Below are 20,221 nucleotides of genomic sequence, written 5' to 3'. Positions count from 1 at the left end.
GGCAGGCTGATGCGCAGTTCCACCTCGATGCCGAAGCCGGTGGGGATGGCGCCGATGCCGACGGTGCCTTCGATGAAGGTGTCAGCCGGGATGCTCAGCTTGTCGCGGGCGGCGACGAATTTCAGGGCGCCGAGGAAGCAGGCGGAATAACCGGCGGCGAACAGCTGCTCCGGGTTGGTGCCGTTACCGCCGGCGCCACCCAGTTCTTTCGGGGTGGACAGGGCGATGTCGAGGATGCCATCGGAGGAGACAGCGCGGCCTTCACGGCCACCAAAGGCTTCAGCGGTTGCACGGTAGAGAACGTTTTCGATAGTCATGGCATTGATCCTTGTCGGTGGGGTAGTGATGGATTGGCTTGCTAATCTTTTGTGCGCTAACCGTTTCCATGAGATGAACTATATTGCGCAAAACATTAGCACGCAAGATAAATATATGGAAGATTTTGCTATATGCGCTACGGGTCATTGGCATAAGCGCTGGTCCAGGGTGTGTTTCGGTCGAGGTGCGGTTGAGCGTTCTCAGGAGTTTTTCGATCAGCTGATGTGCCGTCTGCTAGCTGGTCGGCGGTCTGGGGCGCCATCTGTGGTAGGCTGTAACGATTTCACCGATCCGTCGTTCGACAGGAGTGTTCATGTCCCTGACCCGTATTTCCATCGCCCTGGCGCTCGCACTGGGCAGTAGTGTCACTCTGGCGGCTGATCCCGATCAGGTCATTCGTCAGACGCTGAAGTCGCTCGACGGTAGCTTGCCGATCGAGGCCATTGCCGAGAGTCCGATGCCCGGTGTCTATCAGGTTCAACTGGAAGGCGGTCGTCAGCTTTACACCAGCGCTGATGGCCAGTTCCTGATTCAGGGCTATCTGTTTCAGGTCAAGGACGGCAAGGCCGTGAACCTGACCGAGATCGAAGAAAGCCGCGCCGTGGCCAAGCAGATCAATGCCATTCCGGCCAAGGAAATGGTGGTGTTCGCACCGAAGGCGCCGAAGACCCATATCACCGTATTCACCGATACTGACTGTGGCTATTGCCAGAAACTGCATAGCGAAGTGCCGGAGCTCAATCGTCTGGGTGTCGAAGTTCGTTATGTCGCCTTCCCGCGTCAGGGCCTGAACAGCCCGGCGGCCAAGGAACTGGTCAGTGTCTGGTGCGCCAAGGATCAGCAGGGCGCGATGAATCGCGCCAAGACTCGCCAGAGCGTAGCCGATGCTTCCTGCGACAACCCGGTGGCCAAGCAGTACCAGCTCGGTCAGATGATCGGGGTCAATGGCACGCCGGCCATCGTTCTGGCCAATGGCAAGATGATTCCGGGCTACCAGCCGGCGCCGCAGTTGGCCAAAATAGCCTTGGAGTCAAACGACTGAGCGCGGATTGACTAACAAACAGCCGCTTCGTAAGGTGCGGCTCTTTATCTGCGGCCGGGGCATGCTCCGGCCGTTTCGTGCAGTGCTGATGGGGAATTGAGTGTGAAGCCGGTCAAAGTGGGCATCTGTGGGTTGGGCACCGTTGGTGGCGGTACGTTGAATGTACTCAAGCGCAATGCCGAGGAGATTACTCGGCGCGCCGGTCGCGGCATCGAGATTGCCCAGATCGCCATTCGTTCGCCCAAGCCGCAGTACGACACCACCGGCATTGCCATGACCAGCGACGTGTTCGAGCTGGTCAACAATCCCGAGATCGACATCGTCATCGAGCTGATCGGCGGCTACACCCTGGCCAAGGAACTGGTGCTCAAGGCCATCGACAACGGCAAGCATGTGGTCACTGCCAACAAGGCGCTGATCGCCGTGCATGGTAACGAGATCTTCGCCAAGGCGCGCGAGAAGGGCGTGATCGTCGCTTTCGAAGCGGCTGTGGCCGGCGGCATCCCGGTGATCAAGGCGATTCGCGAAGGCCTGTCGGCCAACCGCATCAACTGGCTGGCCGGCATCATCAACGGCACCGGCAACTTCATCCTCACCGAGATGCGCGAGAAGGGGCGTGCCTTCGAAGACGTGCTCAAGGAAGCGCAGGCGCTGGGTTATGCCGAGGCCGACCCGACCTTCGACGTAGAAGGTATCGATGCCGCGCACAAGCTGACCATTCTGGCGTCCATCGCCTTCGGCATCCCGCTGCAATTCGACAAGGCCTACACCGAGGGCATCACCAAGCTGACCACGGTCGACGTGAATTATGCCGAGGCGTTGGGCTATCGCATCAAGCACCTGGGTGTCGCTCGCCGCACCGATGCAGGCATCGAGCTGCGCGTGCACCCGACGCTGATTCCGGCCGATCGCCTGATCGCCAACGTCAACGGCGTGATGAACGCGGTGATGGTCAACGGCGATGCGGTTGGCAGCACCCTCTATTACGGTGCCGGGGCCGGCATGGAGCCGACCGCCTCGGCGGTGGTGGCCGACCTGGTGGACGTGGTGCGTGCGCTGACCACCGATCCGACCAACCGTGTGCCGCACCTGGCCTTCCAGCCGGATTCGCTGTCCGATCACCCGATCCTGCCCATCGAGGAGTGCGAGAGCGCCTACTACCTGCGCATCCAGGCCAAGGATCATCCGGGTGTGCTGGCGCAGGTGGCGAGCATCCTCTCCGAGCGCGGCATCAACATCGAGTCGATCATGCAGAAGGAAGTCGAGGAGCAGGACGGTCTGGTACCGATGATCCTCGTGACCCACCGTGTGGTCGAGGCGCGTATCATCGAGGCCATCGCCGCCATGGAAGCGCTGGATGGCGTGACCTCGCCGGTCGTGCGTCTGCGCGTCGAACAGCTCAACTAATCCCGTGTCCACCCGCAGGCTTCTGGTCTGCGGGTGCTGCAGAACGAAGGTTTATCCCATGCGCTATATCAGTACCCGCGGCCAGGCGCCGGCCCTGAATTTCGAAGACGTGCTGCTGGCTGGTCTGGCCAGCGATGGCGGCCTCTACGTGCCGGAGAATCTGCCGCGTTTCACCGTCGAGGAAATCGCCTCCTGGGCGGGCCTGCCCTATCACGAGCTGGCCTTCCGGGTGATGCGCCCGTTCGTTGCCGGTTCCATCGCCGATGCTGACTTCAAGAAGATCCTCGAAGAAACCTACGGAGTGTTCGAGCACAATGCTGTCGCTCCGCTGCGTCAGCTCAACGGCAACGAATGGGTGCTGGAGCTGTTCCACGGCCCGACCCTGGCGTTCAAGGATTTCGCCCTGCAGTTGCTCGGCCGTCTGCTCGATCACGTATTGGCCAAGCGCGGTGAGCGTGTGGTGATCATGGGGGCGACCTCCGGCGACACCGGCTCGGCAGCAATCGAGGGTTGCAAGGCCTGCGACAACGTCGACATCTTCATCATGCACCCGCATAACCGCGTGTCCGAGGTGCAGCGCCGGCAGATGACCACCATCCTCGGCGACAACATCCACAACATTGCCATCGAAGGTAACTTCGACGACTGCCAGGAGATGGTCAAGGCCAGCTTCGCCGACCAGGGCTTCCTCAAGGGCACACGTCTGGTAGCGGTCAACTCGATCAACTGGGCGCGGATCATGGCCCAGATCGTCTACTACTTCCATGCGGCCCTGCAGCTCGGTGCGCCGGCGCGTTCCATCGCCTTCTCGGTGCCGACTGGCAACTTCGGCGATATCTTCGCTGGCTACCTGGCGCGCAACATGGGCCTGCCGGTCAGCCAGTTGATCGTCGCCACCAACCGCAACGACATCCTGCACCGCTTCATGAGTGGCAATCAGTACGTCAAGGACACTCTGCACCCGACTCTGTCGCCGTCGATGGACATCATGGTTTCGTCCAACTTCGAACGTCTGCTGTTCGACCTGCATGGTCGCAATGGCGCTGCCATCGCCAGTCTGATGGACAGCTTCAAGCAGGGCGGCGGTTTCAGTGTTGACGAAGATCGCTGGGTCGAGGCGCGCAAGTTGTTCGATTCGCTGGCAGTGAACGACGAGCAGACCTGCGAGACCATCACCGAGGTGTACCAGGAGTGCGGCGAATTGCTCGACCCGCATACCGCCATCGGTGTGCGTGCTGCGCGTGAATGTCGCCGCAGCCTGGCCACGCCCATGGTGGTGCTGGGTACCGCGCATCCGGTCAAGTTCCCCGAGGCGGTGGAAAAGGCGGGCATCGATGCCGTGCCGACGCTACCTGCGCATCTGACCGATCTGTTCCAGCGCGAAGAGCGTTGCACGGTGTTGGCCAATGATCTGAAGACCGTGCAGCAGTTCGTCGCGGCTCATGGTAATCGCGGCAAGCCGCTCTGAGGTTTCTGCTTCGACGAAACCGGCGCCCTTGTGGCGCCGGTTTCGTTTATGAGCGGCTCAAAGGGCGAAGATCAGGGCCAGAAGCGCCATCAGGATGATCAGGATCAGCCAGATCAGGGCGTTGAGGCGGCTGGCGCGAACGACGCCAGCGCCGCGCAGGTGCACGGGTGGGTCGTCCTCCAGGTACTGATCGATACGGCGTTCGGCTTCCTTCTGGTCGTTTGCCAGGTATTCGCTCAGCAGGTCGATGGCTGCCTGACGTTGATTGGCATGCAGCAGTTGGCGTACGGCCGGTGGGAGTTCATTCATGGCACGCCTGTCTCCTGGGTTGGCTGAGTAGGGATCTTAACTGCGACCCGGTTGGCGCTTTTTTTCGTGCGCAACGAAAGCGCCTGATGTTTAATCCGACACTTCGCGAATGGAAGCGTTTTGCTCGAATCATGGACGAGCCTGAGTGCCTGCCTCTCTTCTTTCCCATTCCTGTGCATTCTTCGGCGTTTTGTGCCGAGGATGACTCCTGCGCGCTGATCTGACGAACGGCATCACATTTATCACATGTGATTACTTTACGGTTCACATGTAAGGGTCTAGGCTGCGATTCATGGACAACAAATCATCAGCCCATTACCAGCGTCTTTATCGTCAGCGTCTGCGTGAGCAGGGGTTGGTCAAGAAGGAAGTCTGGATCTTGCCCGAGCATGCGCCATTGTTGGTCGCGTTCGAGCGCAAACTGCGCCAGCCACAGTCGCTGCTGGCTTCGATGGAGAAGGAGGAGGGTATGAGCATGCCTCAAGTTTGGACCGCCCAGGCGCTGCATGAAGCGCTGGCGGCAACGGAACTGTTCCAAAGTGGTCAGGCTGGCATCGAGCTGATTCAAGGCGCTGACGCCAGCCTGCACATCACCATGCGTGAGTACGGCGACCTGCCGCTGTTCATCGCCGTGTTCGGTGAGCAGATCATCGTCGAGGCGCTGCTCTGGCCGGCAGCGGACGTCAAGGATGCGGCGGCCTTCAACGAAGAGGTACTGCGTACCCACAAGCTGTTCCCGCTGTCGTCCATCGGCCTGGAAAAAATGGGCGACGGGCGCGATTGCTACACCATGTTCGGCGCGCTGAGTTCGTCCTCGACCCTGTCCGACGTGGTGTTCGAGATCGAGCTGTTGGCGGACAACGTGATCAAGGCCACCGAAGCCTATGAAGGCTTCTTCAAGACCAGCGCCTGAGAGGAGAGAAGACGATGAATGTCTGGAGCAAAATGCTGACGGCGCTGCGTGGCGGCGCCAATGAAGTGGGTGAGGCAGTGGTCGATAGTCAGGCCCTGCGCATCCTCGATCAGGAAATTCGCGACGCCGATGTCGAGCTGCGCAAGTCCAAGGAAGCGCTGGCCGAGATCATGGCCAAGCAGAAACTGGCCAGCGACAAGGTGAACAAGAGCGCGGCGAGCATTGCCGAGTACGAGCAGTACGCGCTGAAGGCGCTGGACGCGGGCAACGAAACCCTGGCCAAGGAAGTCGCCGAAAAGATCGCCAACCTGGAAATCGAGCAGGCCAGCGAACGCGAGCAGGCCGAAGGCTTCGCCGCCAGCGTGGCGCAATTGCGCAAGGCCGTGACCCAGGCCGAGGGCAATATCAAGCGCCTCAAGCAGCAGGTGGATACGGTCAAGGCCACCGAAAGCGTGCAGAAGGCGCAAATGGCCGTGGCCCAGCGTTACGGCGGCTCACAGGCCAAGCTGCAGACGGCGGTCGAGTCGCTTGAGCGGATCAAGCAGAAGCAGGCCGAGCGTGCAGCGAAGATGGAGGCATCGGCCGAGCTGGCTGCCACCAGCGCGCCGGACGATTCGCTGGAAGTGAAGCTGCGCGCTGCCGGCATCAAGGCCGACAACGCCAGTGCCGACAGCGTGCTGGCCAGGCTCAAGGACAAGTCCAAGGCTTGAATGATGCGGGGCGTTCGCGCCCCGTTTCCCTACGTCAGGGAAAGGAATAAATGGAACTCTTCCTGCAAACTGCGCTGTCGTTTCCCACCGCCATCTACAGCTTTCTGCTGTGCGTGGCGGTCATCTACTGGCTGGTCGTTGCCGCCGGCCTGCTCGAGGTCGATTTGCTCGATGTCGAAGCCGATTCGGTGATGGAAGACAGCGGTCAGACCGAAGGCCTCGCCGGCCTGCTGTACAAGCTCAAGCTCGATGGCGTGCCGGTCACCCTGGTGCTGACCCTGCTGTTCTTCTTCGCCTGGTTCGCCTGCTACTTCATCGAGCTGTGGCTGCTGCGTCACCTGCCATTGGGCATTCTGCGTTACCCGCTGGGGCTGGTGGTCATCGCTGGCGCCTTCGTGCTGGCTGCACCGCTGTGTGCGGTGATCTGTCGGCCGCTGCGGCCGCTGTTCCACAAGGTCGAGGCGATCAGCAGCAAGTCGGTGCTGGGCCAGGTGGCCGTGGTGCGCAGTGGTCGTGTCACCAGCAGTCATGGTGAAGCGGTGCTGGAAGATGGCGGCGCTGGGTTGATCCTGCGGGTACGTGCCGACGAGGCGCTGGGCTTCAAGCGCGGCGACCGCGTCGTGTTGCTCGAATACCTGGCGGCCGAACACGCCTATCGCATCATCACCGAAGAAGAATTTCGAGGCGTCTAGCCTCTGCCGACCATCCGTACGTAACAGAGGGCAGGCAGGGTATGCCGAACCTGCCTGCACAACTAGCAAAGGAGTAAAGCTGTAATGGAAAACGTCATTCCCTTCATCGTCGGGGCAGGGCTGGTCGTCCTCTTCATCATCGCCCTGATCGCCCTGTTCAAGGCCTTCTACATCAAGGTTCCGCAAGGCACTGCGCTGATCGTCAACGACATGAGCTCGACGCCCAAGGTGCACTTCACCGGCTCGCTGGTATACCCGGTGATCCACCTCAAGGAGTTCATGAAGATCTCCCTGATTACCCTGGAAGTCGACCGCCGCGCCAAGGACGGTCTGATCTGCCGCGACAACATGCGTGCCGATATCACCGTGGCCTTCTACCTGCGTGTCAACGAGACCCAGGAAGACGTGCTCAAGGTGGCCAAGGCCATTGGCGTGGAGCGTGCCTCCGACCGCGCAGCGGTCAACGAACTGTTCAACGCCAAGTTCTCCGAAGCACTGAAGACTGTCGGCAAGCAGTTCGACTTCGTCCAGCTGTTCGAGAATCGTCAGGAGTTTCGTGATCGTATCGTCGAGGTGATCGGCAACGACCTCAACGGTTATGTGCTCGAAGACGTGGCCATCGACTACCTGGAGCAGACGGCCAAGCACTCGCTTGACCCGAGCAACATCCTCGACGCCGAAGGTATCCGCAAGATCACCGAGCTGACCGCTGCGCAGAACGTCATCACCAACGAGCTGGAGCGCAACGAAGAGCTGGCGATCAAGAAGAAGAACGTCGAAACCCGTGAGGCGACCCTGTCGCTGGAACGCCAGCAGGCCGATGCCGAAGCACGCCAGAAGCGCGAGATCGAGACCATCCGTGCCCGCGAGGAAGCGGAAACCCTCAAGGTGCGCGAGGAAGAACGCCTGAAGGCCGAACAGGCCCGCATCCAGACCCAGCAGGAGCTGGACATCCGCGCCGAGAACCATCAGCGCGAAGTGGAAGTGGCCCAGCAGAACCGCCAGCGTGCCGTGGTCATCGAGGTGGAGAAAGTCACCCGCGCCAAGGATCTGGAAGTGGTCGCCCGCGAGCGCGAAGTCGAACTGCAGCGCATCGAGAAGGAAAAGGCGCTGGAAGAAGAGCGCAAGAACATCGCTGGCGTGATCCGCGAGCGCGTCGCAGTCGAGAAGACCGTGGCTCAGGAAGAAGAGCGTATCAAGGAAGTGCGTGAAGTCTCCGAGGCCGAGCGTCTCAAGCAGGTCACCGTGCTCAATGCCCAGGCCGAAGCCGAGCAGGAGCTGGTGCGCCAGGTCAAGCAGGCTGAAGCCGACGAAACCCGTTCCAAGCACAAGGCGGTGGAAATCAACAACCTGGCCCAGGCCGAACTGGAAGCAGCGGCCAAGAGCGCCGAAGCCAAGAAGAAACTGGCCGAAGGTATCGAAGCCGAGCGCGCCGCACCTGGCCTGGCCGATGCGCGCGTGCGTGAAGTCACCGCTGCGGCCAAGGAGAAGGAAGGCCTGGCCGAGGCTCGCGTACAGGCCGAGCGTCTGATCGCCGAAGCCAAGGGCGAGCAGGAAAAAGGGCTGGCGCAGGCGCGCGTTATCGAAGCGCAGGCGGCGGCCAAGGAAAAAGACGGCCTGGCCGACGCCAAGGTGCTGGAAGAGAAGCTCGGTGCCCAGGCGCGCGGTGAAGAGCAACTTGGCACCGCCAAGGCCAAGGCGACCCAGGACCTGGGTATGGCCGAAGCGCAGGTGCTGCTGGAGCGCCTGAACGCCGAAGCCGAAGGTCTGGGCAAGAAGTTCGGCGCGCTGGATGCGCTGAGCGACAACGCGCGTGCTCACGAAGAGTTCCGCATGCAGCTGGAGAAGAGTTTCGAGGAGGCTATGGCCGCCATCGCTGCCAACAAGGAAATCGCCAAGGATCAGGCCGAGGTGCTGGCCACCGCGCTGGCCAAGGCGAAGATCGAGATCGTCGGCGGCGAGGGCGACTTCTTCAACTCCTTCGCCAAGTCGCTGTCGGTGGGCAAGGCCATCGAAGGTGTGGTCGGCAAGAGCCCGGTGGTGCAGGACGTGCTGGCGCGTCTGCTGGCTGGCAAGGCCGCTCCGGCCGCACCGGTGGTTGCACCGAGCGCAGGCCCGGAGCAAGCCTGAGCGCCCTGTCTGTAGGGTGGGCTGCAGCCCACCATTGCTCACTGTGGTATGGGCGTCAGCCGCCCCGCCACATGACCACCTAATTTCGACCAATCAGGGAATATGAGATGTCAGAGTCAAGAGATTATCTGGAGATGACCTTCCGCTCGATCCAGTGCTTCAGCAATGACGGTCGCCTGGATGCTCAGGAACTCAAAGCGCTGCTGGAAATCGCCGAGCGAGATGGCGTGATCGACGACAACGAGGTGCGGGTGCTGCGCAAGATCATCGCCCAGGTGCGCCCGGAAGAGATCGATGCGGCGCTGCGCGACAAGATCGCCATCGTCGAGCAGAAGATCGGCGCATAGCAAGCCGGCTGCGCCTGCTCACCCTACCAACACTCCCAGTTTGTAGGGTGGGCTTCAGCCCGCCACGTCGGCCATAGATAGTGGGCTGAAGCGGGGCGCCCGGGCCACCCTACAGGGATACCGCCCAGCCCAACCTGCCAGCCCCTCCTCGGAGAGGCGTTTTAGACGCAGCAGATTCAGGATGACTACGATGTCGGACGCACACACACAGGACGTATTGGACAAGGCCGTCGCCGAAGGCGGCGCCTACGAGGTGCTGCAGCGGCGCCTGCAGGAGCAGGGTCAGCGCCTGCGCAGCTTGACCGAAACGCTCAACGGCCAGCGCCTGGCGGAGTTCGGCAGCAGCGCGATGGAGGCCATCGGGCGGGTGCGTATCCGCACCGAGAACAACTGCATCGCCCGCGATATCGTCCAGGTCGGCGAGTGCCTGCTGTTTGGCTACAACGTATTCCTGGGACTGAAGAAGGAAACCAGCGTCGCCGACGTGTTTTCCCTCTACCGCCTGGTGGAAACCCCTGACGGCTTCGATGCCGAATCGGTGCCGCTGGAGGGTAGCTTCCTGGCCCAGGCCAGCTTCGTCGCCGACTTCAACGAGCTGTACACCTACTACAAGAACACCCGTCTGCTGCAGTTGGCCATCCGTGACGGCAAGCTGCTGGCGAGTTTCCAGATCGGTGAGCGCATCACCGATATCCGCGTTTTCCGCTGGTCGATCTCGGTCGATGGGCGTGAGGTGCGCTATATCGACAACCGCGGCGAGCGCGATATCGCGCTGCCGGCGCCGTTCGACTTCGAGTGGCAGAAGACCACCCGCGAGATGGTGGTCATGGGCCGTCATCCGCACGTCAATATCCTCGACAGCGTATTCGTCGAGACCGTTGGCGGCGACCTGACCATCAAGGTCGAGAACAACACCCAGGACGGCCAGGGTATCTACCGTGAAGCCGTGGTCGACAAGACCCAGTCACTGGATGACGCGCAGATCGAATACGCCCGCCTGGGCAGCCTGATTCTGCTGAAGATCCTGCCGTACCGCGAGGAACAGTGGCGCTACCTGGTATTCAACAGCCTGACCAATCAGGTCGAGCGCATCGACGCCATCGGCCTGGCCTGCGTCCAGTTGCCGGAAGACCACGGCATCATCTTCCCCGGCGGCTACTACCTGCAGAGCGGCGAGTACAAGACCTTCGAACAGCCCATGGGCGGCATGCGCTTCAAGCGCTCGGTGCGTTCGCCCAACGGCGAGGACGTGCAGTACATCTTCTACCACCCGGAAGAAGGCCGCGCGGCGCTGTTCACTTACAACATGATCAACCGCCAGTTGCACAACCCGATCTTCGGTCACGGCTACGCACGCCTGGAAGACGGGCGCATGGTGATCTTCGCCGCCGAGGGCAGCGAACCGACGCGCATCCACCCGATGCAGATCTGGCAGACGCCATTCGAGAGTGAAGACCATGCTGCTCGCCAGCCTGCGCGCAGCGGCTTCTTCGGCCGTATCGGCAACGCCGAGTTGGTGCGTGGCGTGTCCGACCTGCTCAATCTGAGCCGTGAGATCGACAGCCGCGAAGTGTCGGTGGCGCGCTACACCCAGCTGTGCCAGAACACCCGTCGTCTGTTCGACGTCTATCATTGGCTGGGCGACGCCCAGTGCGCCGAACTGGCGCCGCTGTTACGCGAAGTAGCCGCCACGTCCGAGCTGGTATTGGATGAGTTCGAGAAGGTCGAGAGCATTCGCCAGCAGTCCGCGCGCGCCATGGCCGAGGCCGAGACGCGGCAGAAGAGCTTGCTCTCCGGCCTGCTGGTGGACAGCTGGGACGAGGTGCAGCATTTCGTCGAGGCGCTCAACGCCATCACCGCACAGCGCGGCCAGTTGCTGACCATTCGTGACTACCGCTACATCGACGTGGCGCGTATTGACGCCATGGAAACCGAACTGCTCGAAGCCCAGGAGCGCGTGGCCGGTGCCACCTCGGCCTTCCTCGCCAGCGACGCGGCGCTGCAACCCTATGTGCAGCGCCTGGGCGAGCTGGATGTCCTGGCGCAGAAGGCCGATACCGTCACCCAGCTCAATGAGCCGCTGGCCGAAATGCAGGAGATGGCCGGCAACCTCGACATGCTGTCGAGCCTGATGGCCTCGCTGAAGATCGATGACGCCACCCAGCGCACGCGCATCGTCGAATCGATTTCCGAGGTCTACGCCCGCCTCAACCAGGCCAAGGCGCGCGCCGAGCAGCGGCGCAAGGGTCTGGGCTCGGCCGAGACCGTGGCGCAGTTCGGCGCCCAGTTCAAACTGTTTGGCCAGGGCATCACCAATGCCCTGGCGCTGGCCCAGGACCCGGAGAAGTGCGACGAACAGCTGTCGCGGCTGCTGGTGCAACTGGAAGAGCTGGAAAGCCAGTTCGGTGATCAGGAGCAGTTCCTCAGCGATATCCTCGGCAAGCGCGAGGAACTGCTGGAAACCTTCGAGGCGCACAAGCAGAGCCTGCTCGACGACCGCCAGCGCCGCGCCCAGGGTGTGCTCGACGCCGCCCAGCGCATCCTCGACAGCCTCGTCCGGCGCACCGCGCGCCTGACCCAGATGGACGAGCTCAACGCCTTCTTCGCCGCCGACCCGCTGATTCTCAAGCTGCGCGAAATGGCCGAGCGTCTGCGCGAGCTCAAGGACAGCGTCAAGGCTGACGATGTCGAGGCGCGCCTGAAGGCTGCACGCGACCAGGCGGTGCGTGCCCTGCGCGACAAGAGCGAGCTGTTCGAGGAAGGCGGCAACGTCATCAAGCTCGGCCCGCGTCACCGCTTCAGCGTCAACACCCAGGAATTGGATCTGACCCTGATGCCGCGCGGCGATGCGCTGTATCTGCACCTGACCGGCACCGATTTCCTCGAACCATTGCGTGACGAGACGCTGGAGGGGCTGCGCGACTACTGGCAGGTCTCGCTGGAGTCCGAATCGCCTGCGCTGTACCGCGCCGAATACCTCGCCGGCCTGGTGCTGGACGCTGCGCTGAACGGGCGTGAAGGGCTGACCCTGGATCTGCTCAAGACCCATCTGGCGCAGCCAGAAGACCTGACCCGGCTGATCCGCGACTTCGCCGCGCCGCGCTACAAGGATGCCTACGAGAAGGGCATCCACGATCACGATGCCGCGCTGGTCCTCATCCAGCTTCTGCCGCTGCGCGAAAGTGCCGGGCTGCTGCGCTATGCGCCCGCCGCGCGAGGCTTCGCCGCGCTGTTCTGGAACCGCTGGGGGGCGGACATCGAGGCCGAGCTGTGGCCCGAGCGTGCACGCAGCAGCCTGCACTTGCGGCAGATGTTCGGCAGTGAAGATGGCGTGCTGCGCCTGCAGGAAGAGATTGCTGCTGCGATGCAGCGCTTCCTCGCCCAGCACCCGCTGGCAGTGAGCGCCGCGCAACGTCAGGCAGCTGCGGCCTATCTGGTCGAGGAGCTGGCGGCCAAGCCCATCGAGTTCACCTTCAGCAAGTACGCGCGGCAACTGCTCGATACCCTGCAGCAGCGCATGCAGGCCAGTCATGTCTGGGATGACTACCGTGCGGCGCTGGACAACTTGCGGGGTCGCCCGGTGCAGCGCTGGTCGCTGGCGCAGACTTGGCTCGATGGCCTGTGTGCGCAGGACCAAGCGCTGGCCGAGCTGGTCGAGTACATTCCCGAAGCCGTGGCCATCAGCCTGCTGGACGACGAGTTCCCGCGTCGCTTCACCGAGGTCGACCTGCGCTTCACCGTCAGTGGCCTGCTCGGCGACCATCCGCGTGTGCAGGACGGTGCGCTGGTGCTTACCATCGACGACTACTTCGCTCGCCTGCAGCAGCACCGCGGCGACTTCGTGCCGCAGCTGCAGCGTTACCAGGCGCTGCGCCAGGAGGTCATCAACCGCGAGCGCGCGGCGCTGCGCCTGGGCGAGTTCAAGCCGCGGCCACTGTCGTCGTTCGTGCGTAACAAGCTGATCAACGACGTGTACCTGGGCTTTATCGGCGACAACCTGGCCAAGCAGATGGGCACCGCCGGCGAGAACAAACGCACCGACCTGATGGGCCTGCTGATGCTCATCTCGCCGCCCGGCTACGGCAAGACCACACTGATGGAGTACGTGGCGCATCGCCTGGGCCTGATCTTCATGAAGATCAACGGCCCGGCCCTCGGCCATGAAGTGCGCTCCATCGACCCGGCGCAGGCGCCGGACGCTACCTCGCGCCAGGAGCTGGAAAAGCTCAACCTGGCGCTGGAGATGGGTAACAACGTGATGCTCTATGTCGACGACATTCAGCACACCCACCCCGAGTTCCTGCAGAAGTTCATCTCGCTCTGTGACGGCACCCGGCGCATCGAGGGTGTGTGGAAGGGCAAGACCAAGACCTACGACATGCGCGGCAAGAAGTTCTGCGTGGTGATGAGCGGCAACCCGTACACCGAGTCCGGCGACGTGTTCAAGATCCCCGACATGCTTGCCAACCGTGCTGACATCTACAACCTGGGCGACACCCTGGGCGGCATGCAGGAAGCCTTCGCGCTGTCCTACATCGAGAACAGCCTGACCTCCAACCCGGTGCTGGCACCGCTGGCCACCCGCGACATGGCCGACGTCTACCGCTTCGTCGCCAAGGCCGAGGGCAAGCCGTTCTCCGCCAACGAGCTGAGCCACACCTACAGCGCCGCCGAGATCAACGAGATCACCTCGACCCTGCAGCGCCTGATGCAGATTCGCGATGTGGTCGGCCGGGTCAACCAGCAATACATCGTCAGCGCCGCGCAGGCCGACAGCTACCGCACCGAACCGCCGTTCAAGCTGCAGGGCAGCTACCGCAACATGAACAAGATGGCCGAGAAGATCAGTTCGGTGATGAACGATGCCGAGTTGCTGCAACTGATCGCCGACCACTATCAGGGCGAGTCGCAGCTGCTCACCACCGGTGCCGAGGAAAACCTGCTCAAGCTCGCCGAACTGCGTGGCAACATGACGCCCGAGCAGGCCGAGCGCTGGGCGCAGATCAAGCGCGACTTCATGCGCAACAAGGCCATGGGCGGCAGCGATACGGACGTTGGTGGCCGTGTGGTGGCGCAGCTCAACGATCTGGTCGAGAGCGTGCGTGGCCTGGGCGCTGGCAAGTCGGCCAGCGAGACGCCGAGCATTCCATGGGAACAGTTGCTGGCTGGATTGGACAACCTTGGCAAGCTGCGCCCGCAGGTAGAGGTGGTTGCGCCGCCGCAGCAGGGCACGCAAAAATTGCTGGAAAGCCTGGCCGATAGCCTGGAGAACAGCTTCCTGCCGCTGATCAAGGCGATGGACAAGAAAATCGACATCGATTTGCGTACCCACAACCGCATGCTGGAAATCTCCACCCAATTGCGCGATCTCGGCGCGCTACTCGGGCACGAGCAGCGCAGCGACGCCGCGGACGACGAGGCGCCGTGAGGCGAGGCTGGCTGGTTGAGTTGCGCCCGCTGATATTGATCAGCGGCGCGATGTTGCTGGTGCAGGTGGTCAATGGCGCCCTGGGCGGCACCTTGAATCTCTGGGGCCTGGTGCCCCGGCATATCGAGGCGTTGCCCGGCATCCTCCTCGCGCCCTGGTTGCATGGCAGTTGGGCGCATCTGCTCAGCAATCTGAGCGGCCTGCTGGTGCTCGGTAGCCTGGTGCTGCTGCGCTCGCGGCGTGATTTCTATTTTTCCAGTGCTTTTATCATCGTTGGCAGCGGTGTACTGGTCTGGCTGTTCGGCCGCACCGGCCTGCACGTCGGCGCCAGTGGCTGGCTGTTCGGTTTCTGGGGGTTATTGCTGGCGCGCGCCTGGTTCGAGCGCAGCCTGCTCGACCTGTTGTTGGCCGTGCTGGTGTTCTTCCTCTACGGCGGCTGGTTCTTCGGCCTGTTACCGCTTGCCGGCGTTTCCTTCGAATACCACCTGGCGGGAGCTTTCTGCGGTGTTCTCTATGCCGCGCTGAGCCGTCGTAAATATCGTTAAAAGGGACTTTAAATGGATTTCAATCGCCTCGACCAGCAACTGCGTGACAGCCTGGCCGACCTGCGCCTGAGCAATGAGGAACGTGACGAACTGCGCCAGCTGGGCAGCGAGTTGAATCAGGATCAGGTGCGCTTCATGCGCAACCGTGCCTTCGCCCTGGCCCGTGAATTGATGCGTGAGCCGGAGAACGTCGAGCCTGCGCTGAAATGGCTGGAGCAGGTGATCAAGACCCTCGACAGCGTTGGCAGCGCGCCGCGCGTGGAGCATGCCAGCGCTCACTTCAGTCCGGGTGAGAGCTGCCGGCGCAAGATCCGCGAGCTGTGCCGCCAGGCGCGAAAGAGCGTGGATATCTGCGTCTACACCATCTCCGACGATCAACTCAGCGAAGAAGTGCTGGCCTGTCATGAGCGCGGCATCGCCGTGCGGGTGATCACCGACAACGAAAAACAGTTCGATGTCGGCAGCGATATCCAGTGGCTGCGTGACAAGGGGGTGCCGCTGCGCATCGACGCCGGGCCTTATCACATGCACCACAAATTCGCCCTGTTCGATGGTCGCCTGCTGCTCAACGGCAGCTTCAACTGGACGCGCAGCGCCACCACCAGCAACGAGGAAAACCTGCTGGTGATCGACCATCCGCAACTGGTGGCAGCCTACGGTCGTGAATTCGACGCGCTCTGGGCGCGTTACGCAGGTAACTGATGGATCACCCTCACGCCCGCCAGCTCCTCGGTTTCTATCGCAGCTGCTACCTGGCCGACAGCCGCGACCTGGATCTGGACAACCTCGGCAAGCTGCCCGCCAATCGCTGGGCCTGGCTCGATGGGCGTGAGGAACTGGCCAGCGGCGGCATACCGCTTTTGCCGTTGTCGGCCGAGCTGGGGCGTGCGCTGGCCGAGGCGCAGGCGCTGTATCAACGTGAGCTGCAACTGGTCTACGGCGTGCTGCCGATCTGTGGACGGCTGCAACTGGAGAGCGGTGGTTCGCAGACGATCTGCGGCCCGCTGTTCTATTACGAGGCGAGCCTGCAACCGACGGCGGACGGACAGAGCTACTTGCTCGCCATCGACCCGCAGCAGGTGCATGGCAACTGGCGTCTGCTGCGCCGTCTGTTCGATGAAAGCGGCAACGCCAACCTCGATGGTCTGCCGCTGCCGACAGGCACGCTGGACGCCGCCTCCCTGGGCCAGTTGCTGGCCTGGGTGGCGCGCAATATGCGGGTGCGCGAGGTCAGTGAGGCTGCGGGGTTCCCGCACCTGGCAGATGTCGAGACGTTGGCCAAGGCCCAGCGTCGTCGCAGTTTGTCGCTGCAGGCCGGTGCCTTCGTCGCGCTGGTGCCGCGCGGCAGCGGAAGCCGTGGCATCGCCCATGAGCTGCAACTGCTGCAGGACACCGAGCGCCTGTCGCCCGCCTTGTTGCAACTGTTGGGCGAAACACCCTCTGTCCAGACCGCGGGCTCGGCCAGTACACCGCAGCGTTTGCCGGCGCAACTCAGCTCGGCCCAGTGCCAGGCGCTGGCCAATGCCGCAAGCTATCCGCTGAGCCAGATTTCCGGCCCGCCCGGTACCGGCAAGAGCTACAGCCTGGCGGCGCTGGCGCTGGATCGCTATCTGCAGGGTGAAAGTGTGCTGCTGGTCAGCCGCAGCGCCCAGGCGGTACGCGTGATCGCGCACAAGTTGCGCGAGGATTTCGGCCTGCGCGACGGTGTGCTCGAAGGCGATGGGCAGAGCCTGCGCCAGGCCTTGCGCGAGCGTATGGAGCGGTTGCTGCAGGGCGAATTCGAATGGGTGTCGGAACAGGCCGAAGAGCGCCAGCGCAGCGAGCTGGACGTGCTGACTCAGGCCGAGCGGCGCCTGTCAGCAGATTTTCGCAAGCGCTGCGAGCAGGCTGTGCGCTGGAGCCGCCTGTTGCTGCGCGCCGAACGTGGCAGCCTGGCCTTCTGGCAGCGCTGGTTGCAGGTGCCCTGGGTGCGCAAGCGTATTGGCAGCAGTGTGCGCCCCTGGGCATTGCTGGATGAACTGCGTGATTGCCAGCAGCGCCGCCAGCTTCTCAGTCGTGAGCACCTCAACAGTCATCGCGCCCTGAATCTCAAGCGCCTGCTGGTCAGCGATCGCGCGCTGTTCGTGCGTTACAACCAGGCCATCCGCGCGCGCAACTCACAGCGTCAACTGGCCTTGTTCGAGGATATCGACCCGGCGCGCCTGCTGGCTGCCTTCCCGATCTGGGTGGTGACCCTGGACGAGCTGCACCGCCTGCTGCCGCTGCGTGCGGAACTGTTCGACGTGATGGTGATGGATGAGGCGACGCAGTGCGACATCGCTTCGGCGCTACCGGCTTTCCAGCGCTGCAAGCGCGCGGTGGTCACCGGCGATGCGCGCCAGTTGCGACATATCTCCTTTCTCTCCCGCGTGCGCGAGACGCAACTGCTGCAGCGCGCCGGCCTGCAGGCCGAAGAGCGCGAAGCCTGGAGCTACCGCGACAACAGCGTGCTGGATCTGGTCGGCCTGCAACTGGCCAGCCAGGAGGCGGTGGTCTTTCTCGACGAGCATTTTCGTAGTCGTCCGGCGCTCATTCGCTTCAGTAACGAGCTGTTCTACGACCAGCGCTTGCGCGTGATGAAGGAGCGGCCCGGCCTTGATACCTGCGACAGCCTGCAACTGCTGCGCATCGAGGGCCAGCGTGGGCGCAACGGTGCCAACGAGGCGGAAGTGGAGCGGGTACTGGAGCTGATCACCGCGCATCTGGCCGAGTACCAGGGCAGCCCGCTCAAACCCAGCATCGGCGTGCTGTCGCCGTTTCGCGATCAGGTCGAGCGTATCCGCTTGCGCATCGGCGCAACGCTGCCGCTGGAGCAATTGCGCGAGTTCCGCCTGTTGGTGGATACGCCTTACGGCTTTCAGGGCGAGGAGCGCGACCTGATGATCCTCAGCTTCGCCATCGACCGCGAATCGAGCCAGGCGGCGAACTACCTGAATCGTGCCGATCTGTTCAACGTCGCCATCACTCGCGCCCGTGAGCGCCAGGTGCTGCTGTTCAGTGGTGACGAGCGACAGCTGTCCGCTACGCATCTGTTGCGCCGCTATCTGGAATTCCTGCAGAAACCTGGTGTCAGTTGGCAGGCGGGAGCCGTGCAGGACACCCGCCAGAACTTGTGTCAGGCGCTCGAAAGTCAGGGCGTCAGCGTGTGGAGTCACTATCCGCTGGCCGGGCAGGTGCTGGATCTATTCTGTCGCCGCGGCGACAAGTGCCTGGCCATTGACCTGATCGGCTTTCCGGGGGAGGGCGAAGGCTTTCTCGAACTGGAGCGCTACCTGGTGCTGGCGCGCGCCGGCCTGGAGACCTTGCCGCTGAGCTACGGTCTATGGCGTGAGGCACCAGAGCAGGCGTTGCAGGCGGTGCTGGCGCGACTCTGACGTCGTGGCGCAGGCCTTAGTAGACCATCAATATGCCGGGGGGCTTATGGCGCTGCGCAACGCTGTTCAACTGATCACCTATCCCGATCGCCTGGGGCGTAACCTGGGGGAGCTCTACCAACTGCTGGATCGGCATTTGGCCGATGCGCTGGGCGGGGTGCATATCCTGCCGTTGTATCCGTCCAATGCTGATGGTGGATTCTCGCCGCTCACGCACATGGAGGTGGACCCGCGCTATGGCGACTGGGCGGATGTCGAGCGCATCTCTGCCCGCTTCGACCTGTGCGTCGACCTGGTGATCAGTCATATCGCCGACGAGTCGCCGGAGTTTCTCGATTTCATTGCGCATGGCCAGGACTCGCCCTACGCGGATCTTTTCGTGCAGGTAGACAGCTTCGGCGAAATCGCTCACGACGACCTGGCCAAGATCCATATCCGCAAGGAAAAGGAGCCGTTTCGCGAGGTGCGGCTGGCCAACGGCGAGACCTGTCGGGTCTGGTGCACCTTCACCGAACGGCAGATCGACCTCAATTACGACTCGCCGAAAACCTACCAGTTGATGGAGCAGTACATGGCCTTCCTCGCGGCGCGCGGGGTCAAGCTGTTTCGCCTGGATGCCTTCGGCTATACCACCAAGCGTATCGGCACCACCTGCTTTCTGGTGGAGCCGAACGTGTATCGCATCCTTGAGTGGTTCCGGGAGACCGGGGCCAAGTACGAGGCCGAGATGCTGCCGGAGGTGCATGATCACATCAGCTACCAGTACGCCATCTCGCGGCGGCAGATGCGCCCCTACGGCTTCGCTCTGCCACCGTTGGTCTTGCACGCGTTGCTCAGTGGCAGCAGCCGCTACCTGAAGAACTGGTTGCGCATGTGCCCGCGTAATCAGATCACCGTGCTCGATACCCACGACGGCATCTGCATCCCGGATGTCGAAGGCATGCTGCCCGAGGCGCAGATCCAGTACCTGATCGATGAAGTCTCGACCCGCAGCGCCGACCCCATCCTGCGCCGTTCAGCGGTGAACGTGCATAGCGTCGGGGCTATCTATCAGCTCACCTGCACTTTCTACGAGGCCTTGATGCGCAATGACGAGGCCTATATCGCCGCGCGTGCCATCCAGTTCTTCGTGCCCGGTATCCCGCAGGTGTACTACGTTGGCCTGTTGGCTGGCTGCAACGACTTCGATCTGCTCGAGCAGACCGGCGAGGCGCGCGACGTCAATCGTCATTACTACAGCCTCGAGGAGGCCGAGCAGGCCTTGCGGCAACCCTTGGTGCAGCGTCTGCTGGCGCTGATGCGTTTCCGTTGCCAGCACCCGGCTTTCGAGGGGCGCTTCGAGCAGAACTATGCGGCTGACGACCAACTGCTACTGGCCTGGCGGCATGGCGAGCATTACTGCCGTTTGCACCTCGACCTCAGCAGTCTGCAGGCGACTATCGAATACACCGACGCACAGCAGGGTATCTGCCGTATGACCTGTTGAAGGTCGGCGTGGG

Annotated in this window: 15 protein-coding genes; 13 read left to right on the top strand and 2 right to left on the bottom strand. The window is 62.7% G+C overall.

The genetic code is table 11. The features are described 5' to 3' along the window. On the bottom strand, positions 1–317 hold a 317-nt coding region (locus tag BM186_RS18190; RefSeq protein WP_074917150.1), incomplete at its 3' end, for an Ohr family peroxiredoxin. Between the two features lie 314 nt (positions 318–631). On the opposite strand from BM186_RS18190, the gene BM186_RS18185 reads away from it, so the two are divergent. The 3 genes from BM186_RS18185 to thrC all read left to right on the top strand — a co-directional run bounded on the left by BM186_RS18185 (position 632) and on the right by thrC (position 4,235). Beyond that, positions 632–1,360 carry a thioredoxin fold domain-containing protein gene (locus BM186_RS18185; RefSeq protein WP_074917148.1) on the top strand — a complete coding sequence of 243 codons (729 nt, stop codon included), beginning with the start codon at positions 632–634 and terminating at the stop codon, positions 1,358–1,360. Positions 1,361–1,462: 102 nt separating this feature from the next. Beyond that, complete coding sequence (locus tag BM186_RS18180) at positions 1,463–2,767, top strand: homoserine dehydrogenase (RefSeq protein WP_017675128.1); 1,305 nt, start codon at positions 1,463–1,465, stop codon at positions 2,765–2,767. Between the two features lie 58 nt (positions 2,768–2,825). Next, positions 2,826–4,235 (top strand): threonine synthase, encoded by a 1,410-nt coding sequence (gene thrC / locus BM186_RS18175; protein ID WP_074917146.1) that lies wholly within the window; start codon positions 2,826–2,828, stop codon positions 4,233–4,235. Positions 4,236–4,292: 57 nt separating this feature from the next. Here thrC and BM186_RS18170 read toward each other — a convergent pair whose 3' ends face one another. After that, positions 4,293–4,544, bottom strand: a complete 252-nt coding sequence (locus tag BM186_RS18170; protein ID WP_064495350.1) for a hypothetical protein — start codon at positions 4,542–4,544, stop codon at positions 4,293–4,295. Between the two features lie 292 nt (positions 4,545–4,836). Here BM186_RS18170 and bacA point away from each other — a divergent pair, with 292 nt between their 5' ends. The 10 genes from bacA (at position 4,837) to gtfA (ending at position 20,208) form a co-directional block, all read left to right on the top strand. Continuing rightward, positions 4,837–5,457, top strand: coding sequence for a biofilm formation regulator BacA (gene bacA / locus BM186_RS18165; protein ID WP_074917144.1), 621 nt, complete (start codon positions 4,837–4,839; stop codon positions 5,455–5,457). 14 nt (positions 5,458–5,471) lie between these two features. Continuing rightward, positions 5,472–6,167: a PspA/IM30 family protein gene (locus BM186_RS18160; protein ID WP_074917142.1), complete on the top strand. Its 696-nt coding sequence runs from the start codon at positions 5,472–5,474 to the stop codon at positions 6,165–6,167. Positions 6,168–6,217: 50 nt separating this feature from the next. Then, positions 6,218–6,859, top strand: a complete 642-nt coding sequence (locus tag BM186_RS18155; RefSeq protein ID WP_074917140.1) for an OB-fold-containig protein — start codon at positions 6,218–6,220, stop codon at positions 6,857–6,859. A gap of 84 nt (positions 6,860–6,943) precedes the next feature. Next, positions 6,944–8,989 (top strand): flotillin family protein, encoded by a 2,046-nt coding sequence (locus tag BM186_RS18150; RefSeq protein WP_074917138.1) that lies wholly within the window; start codon positions 6,944–6,946, stop codon positions 8,987–8,989. A gap of 107 nt (positions 8,990–9,096) precedes the next feature. Further along, on the top strand, positions 9,097–9,336 hold the full coding sequence (locus BM186_RS18145; RefSeq protein ID WP_072425880.1) for a hypothetical protein: 240 nt from the start codon (positions 9,097–9,099) through the stop codon (positions 9,334–9,336). Positions 9,337–9,526: 190 nt separating this feature from the next. Further along, the gene (locus tag BM186_RS18140) at positions 9,527–14,764 is read left to right on the top strand and encodes a DNA repair ATPase (protein WP_074917136.1); all 5,238 of its coding nucleotides are present in this window, start codon (positions 9,527–9,529) and stop codon (positions 14,762–14,764) included. Further along, positions 14,761–15,309, top strand: a complete 549-nt coding sequence (locus tag BM186_RS18135; protein ID WP_083431624.1) for a rhomboid family intramembrane serine protease — start codon at positions 14,761–14,763, stop codon at positions 15,307–15,309. Before BM186_RS18140 ends, BM186_RS18135 begins: the two co-directional genes overlap by 4 nt. A gap of 12 nt (positions 15,310–15,321) precedes the next feature. Next, complete coding sequence (locus BM186_RS18130; RefSeq protein ID WP_072425877.1) at positions 15,322–16,011, top strand: phospholipase D-like domain-containing protein; 690 nt, start codon at positions 15,322–15,324, stop codon at positions 16,009–16,011. Next, on the top strand, positions 16,011–18,722 hold the full coding sequence (locus tag BM186_RS18125; protein ID WP_074917134.1) for a DEAD/DEAH box helicase: 2,712 nt from the start codon (positions 16,011–16,013) through the stop codon (positions 18,720–18,722). The genes BM186_RS18130 and BM186_RS18125 overlap by 1 nt, the downstream gene beginning before the upstream one ends. 46 nt (positions 18,723–18,768) lie before the next feature. Continuing rightward, the gene (gtfA, locus tag BM186_RS18120; protein ID WP_074917131.1) at positions 18,769–20,208 is read left to right on the top strand and encodes a sucrose phosphorylase; all 1,440 of its coding nucleotides are present in this window, start codon (positions 18,769–18,771) and stop codon (positions 20,206–20,208) included. Positions 20,209–20,221 lie beyond the last annotated feature (13 nt).

Origin of the sequence: Ectopseudomonas toyotomiensis, from assembly GCF_900115695.1 — a bacterium.
Lineage (GTDB): Bacteria > Pseudomonadota > Gammaproteobacteria > Pseudomonadales > Pseudomonadaceae > Aquipseudomonas > Aquipseudomonas toyotomiensis.
This window is presented reverse-complemented; position numbering and strand designations above follow the sequence as displayed.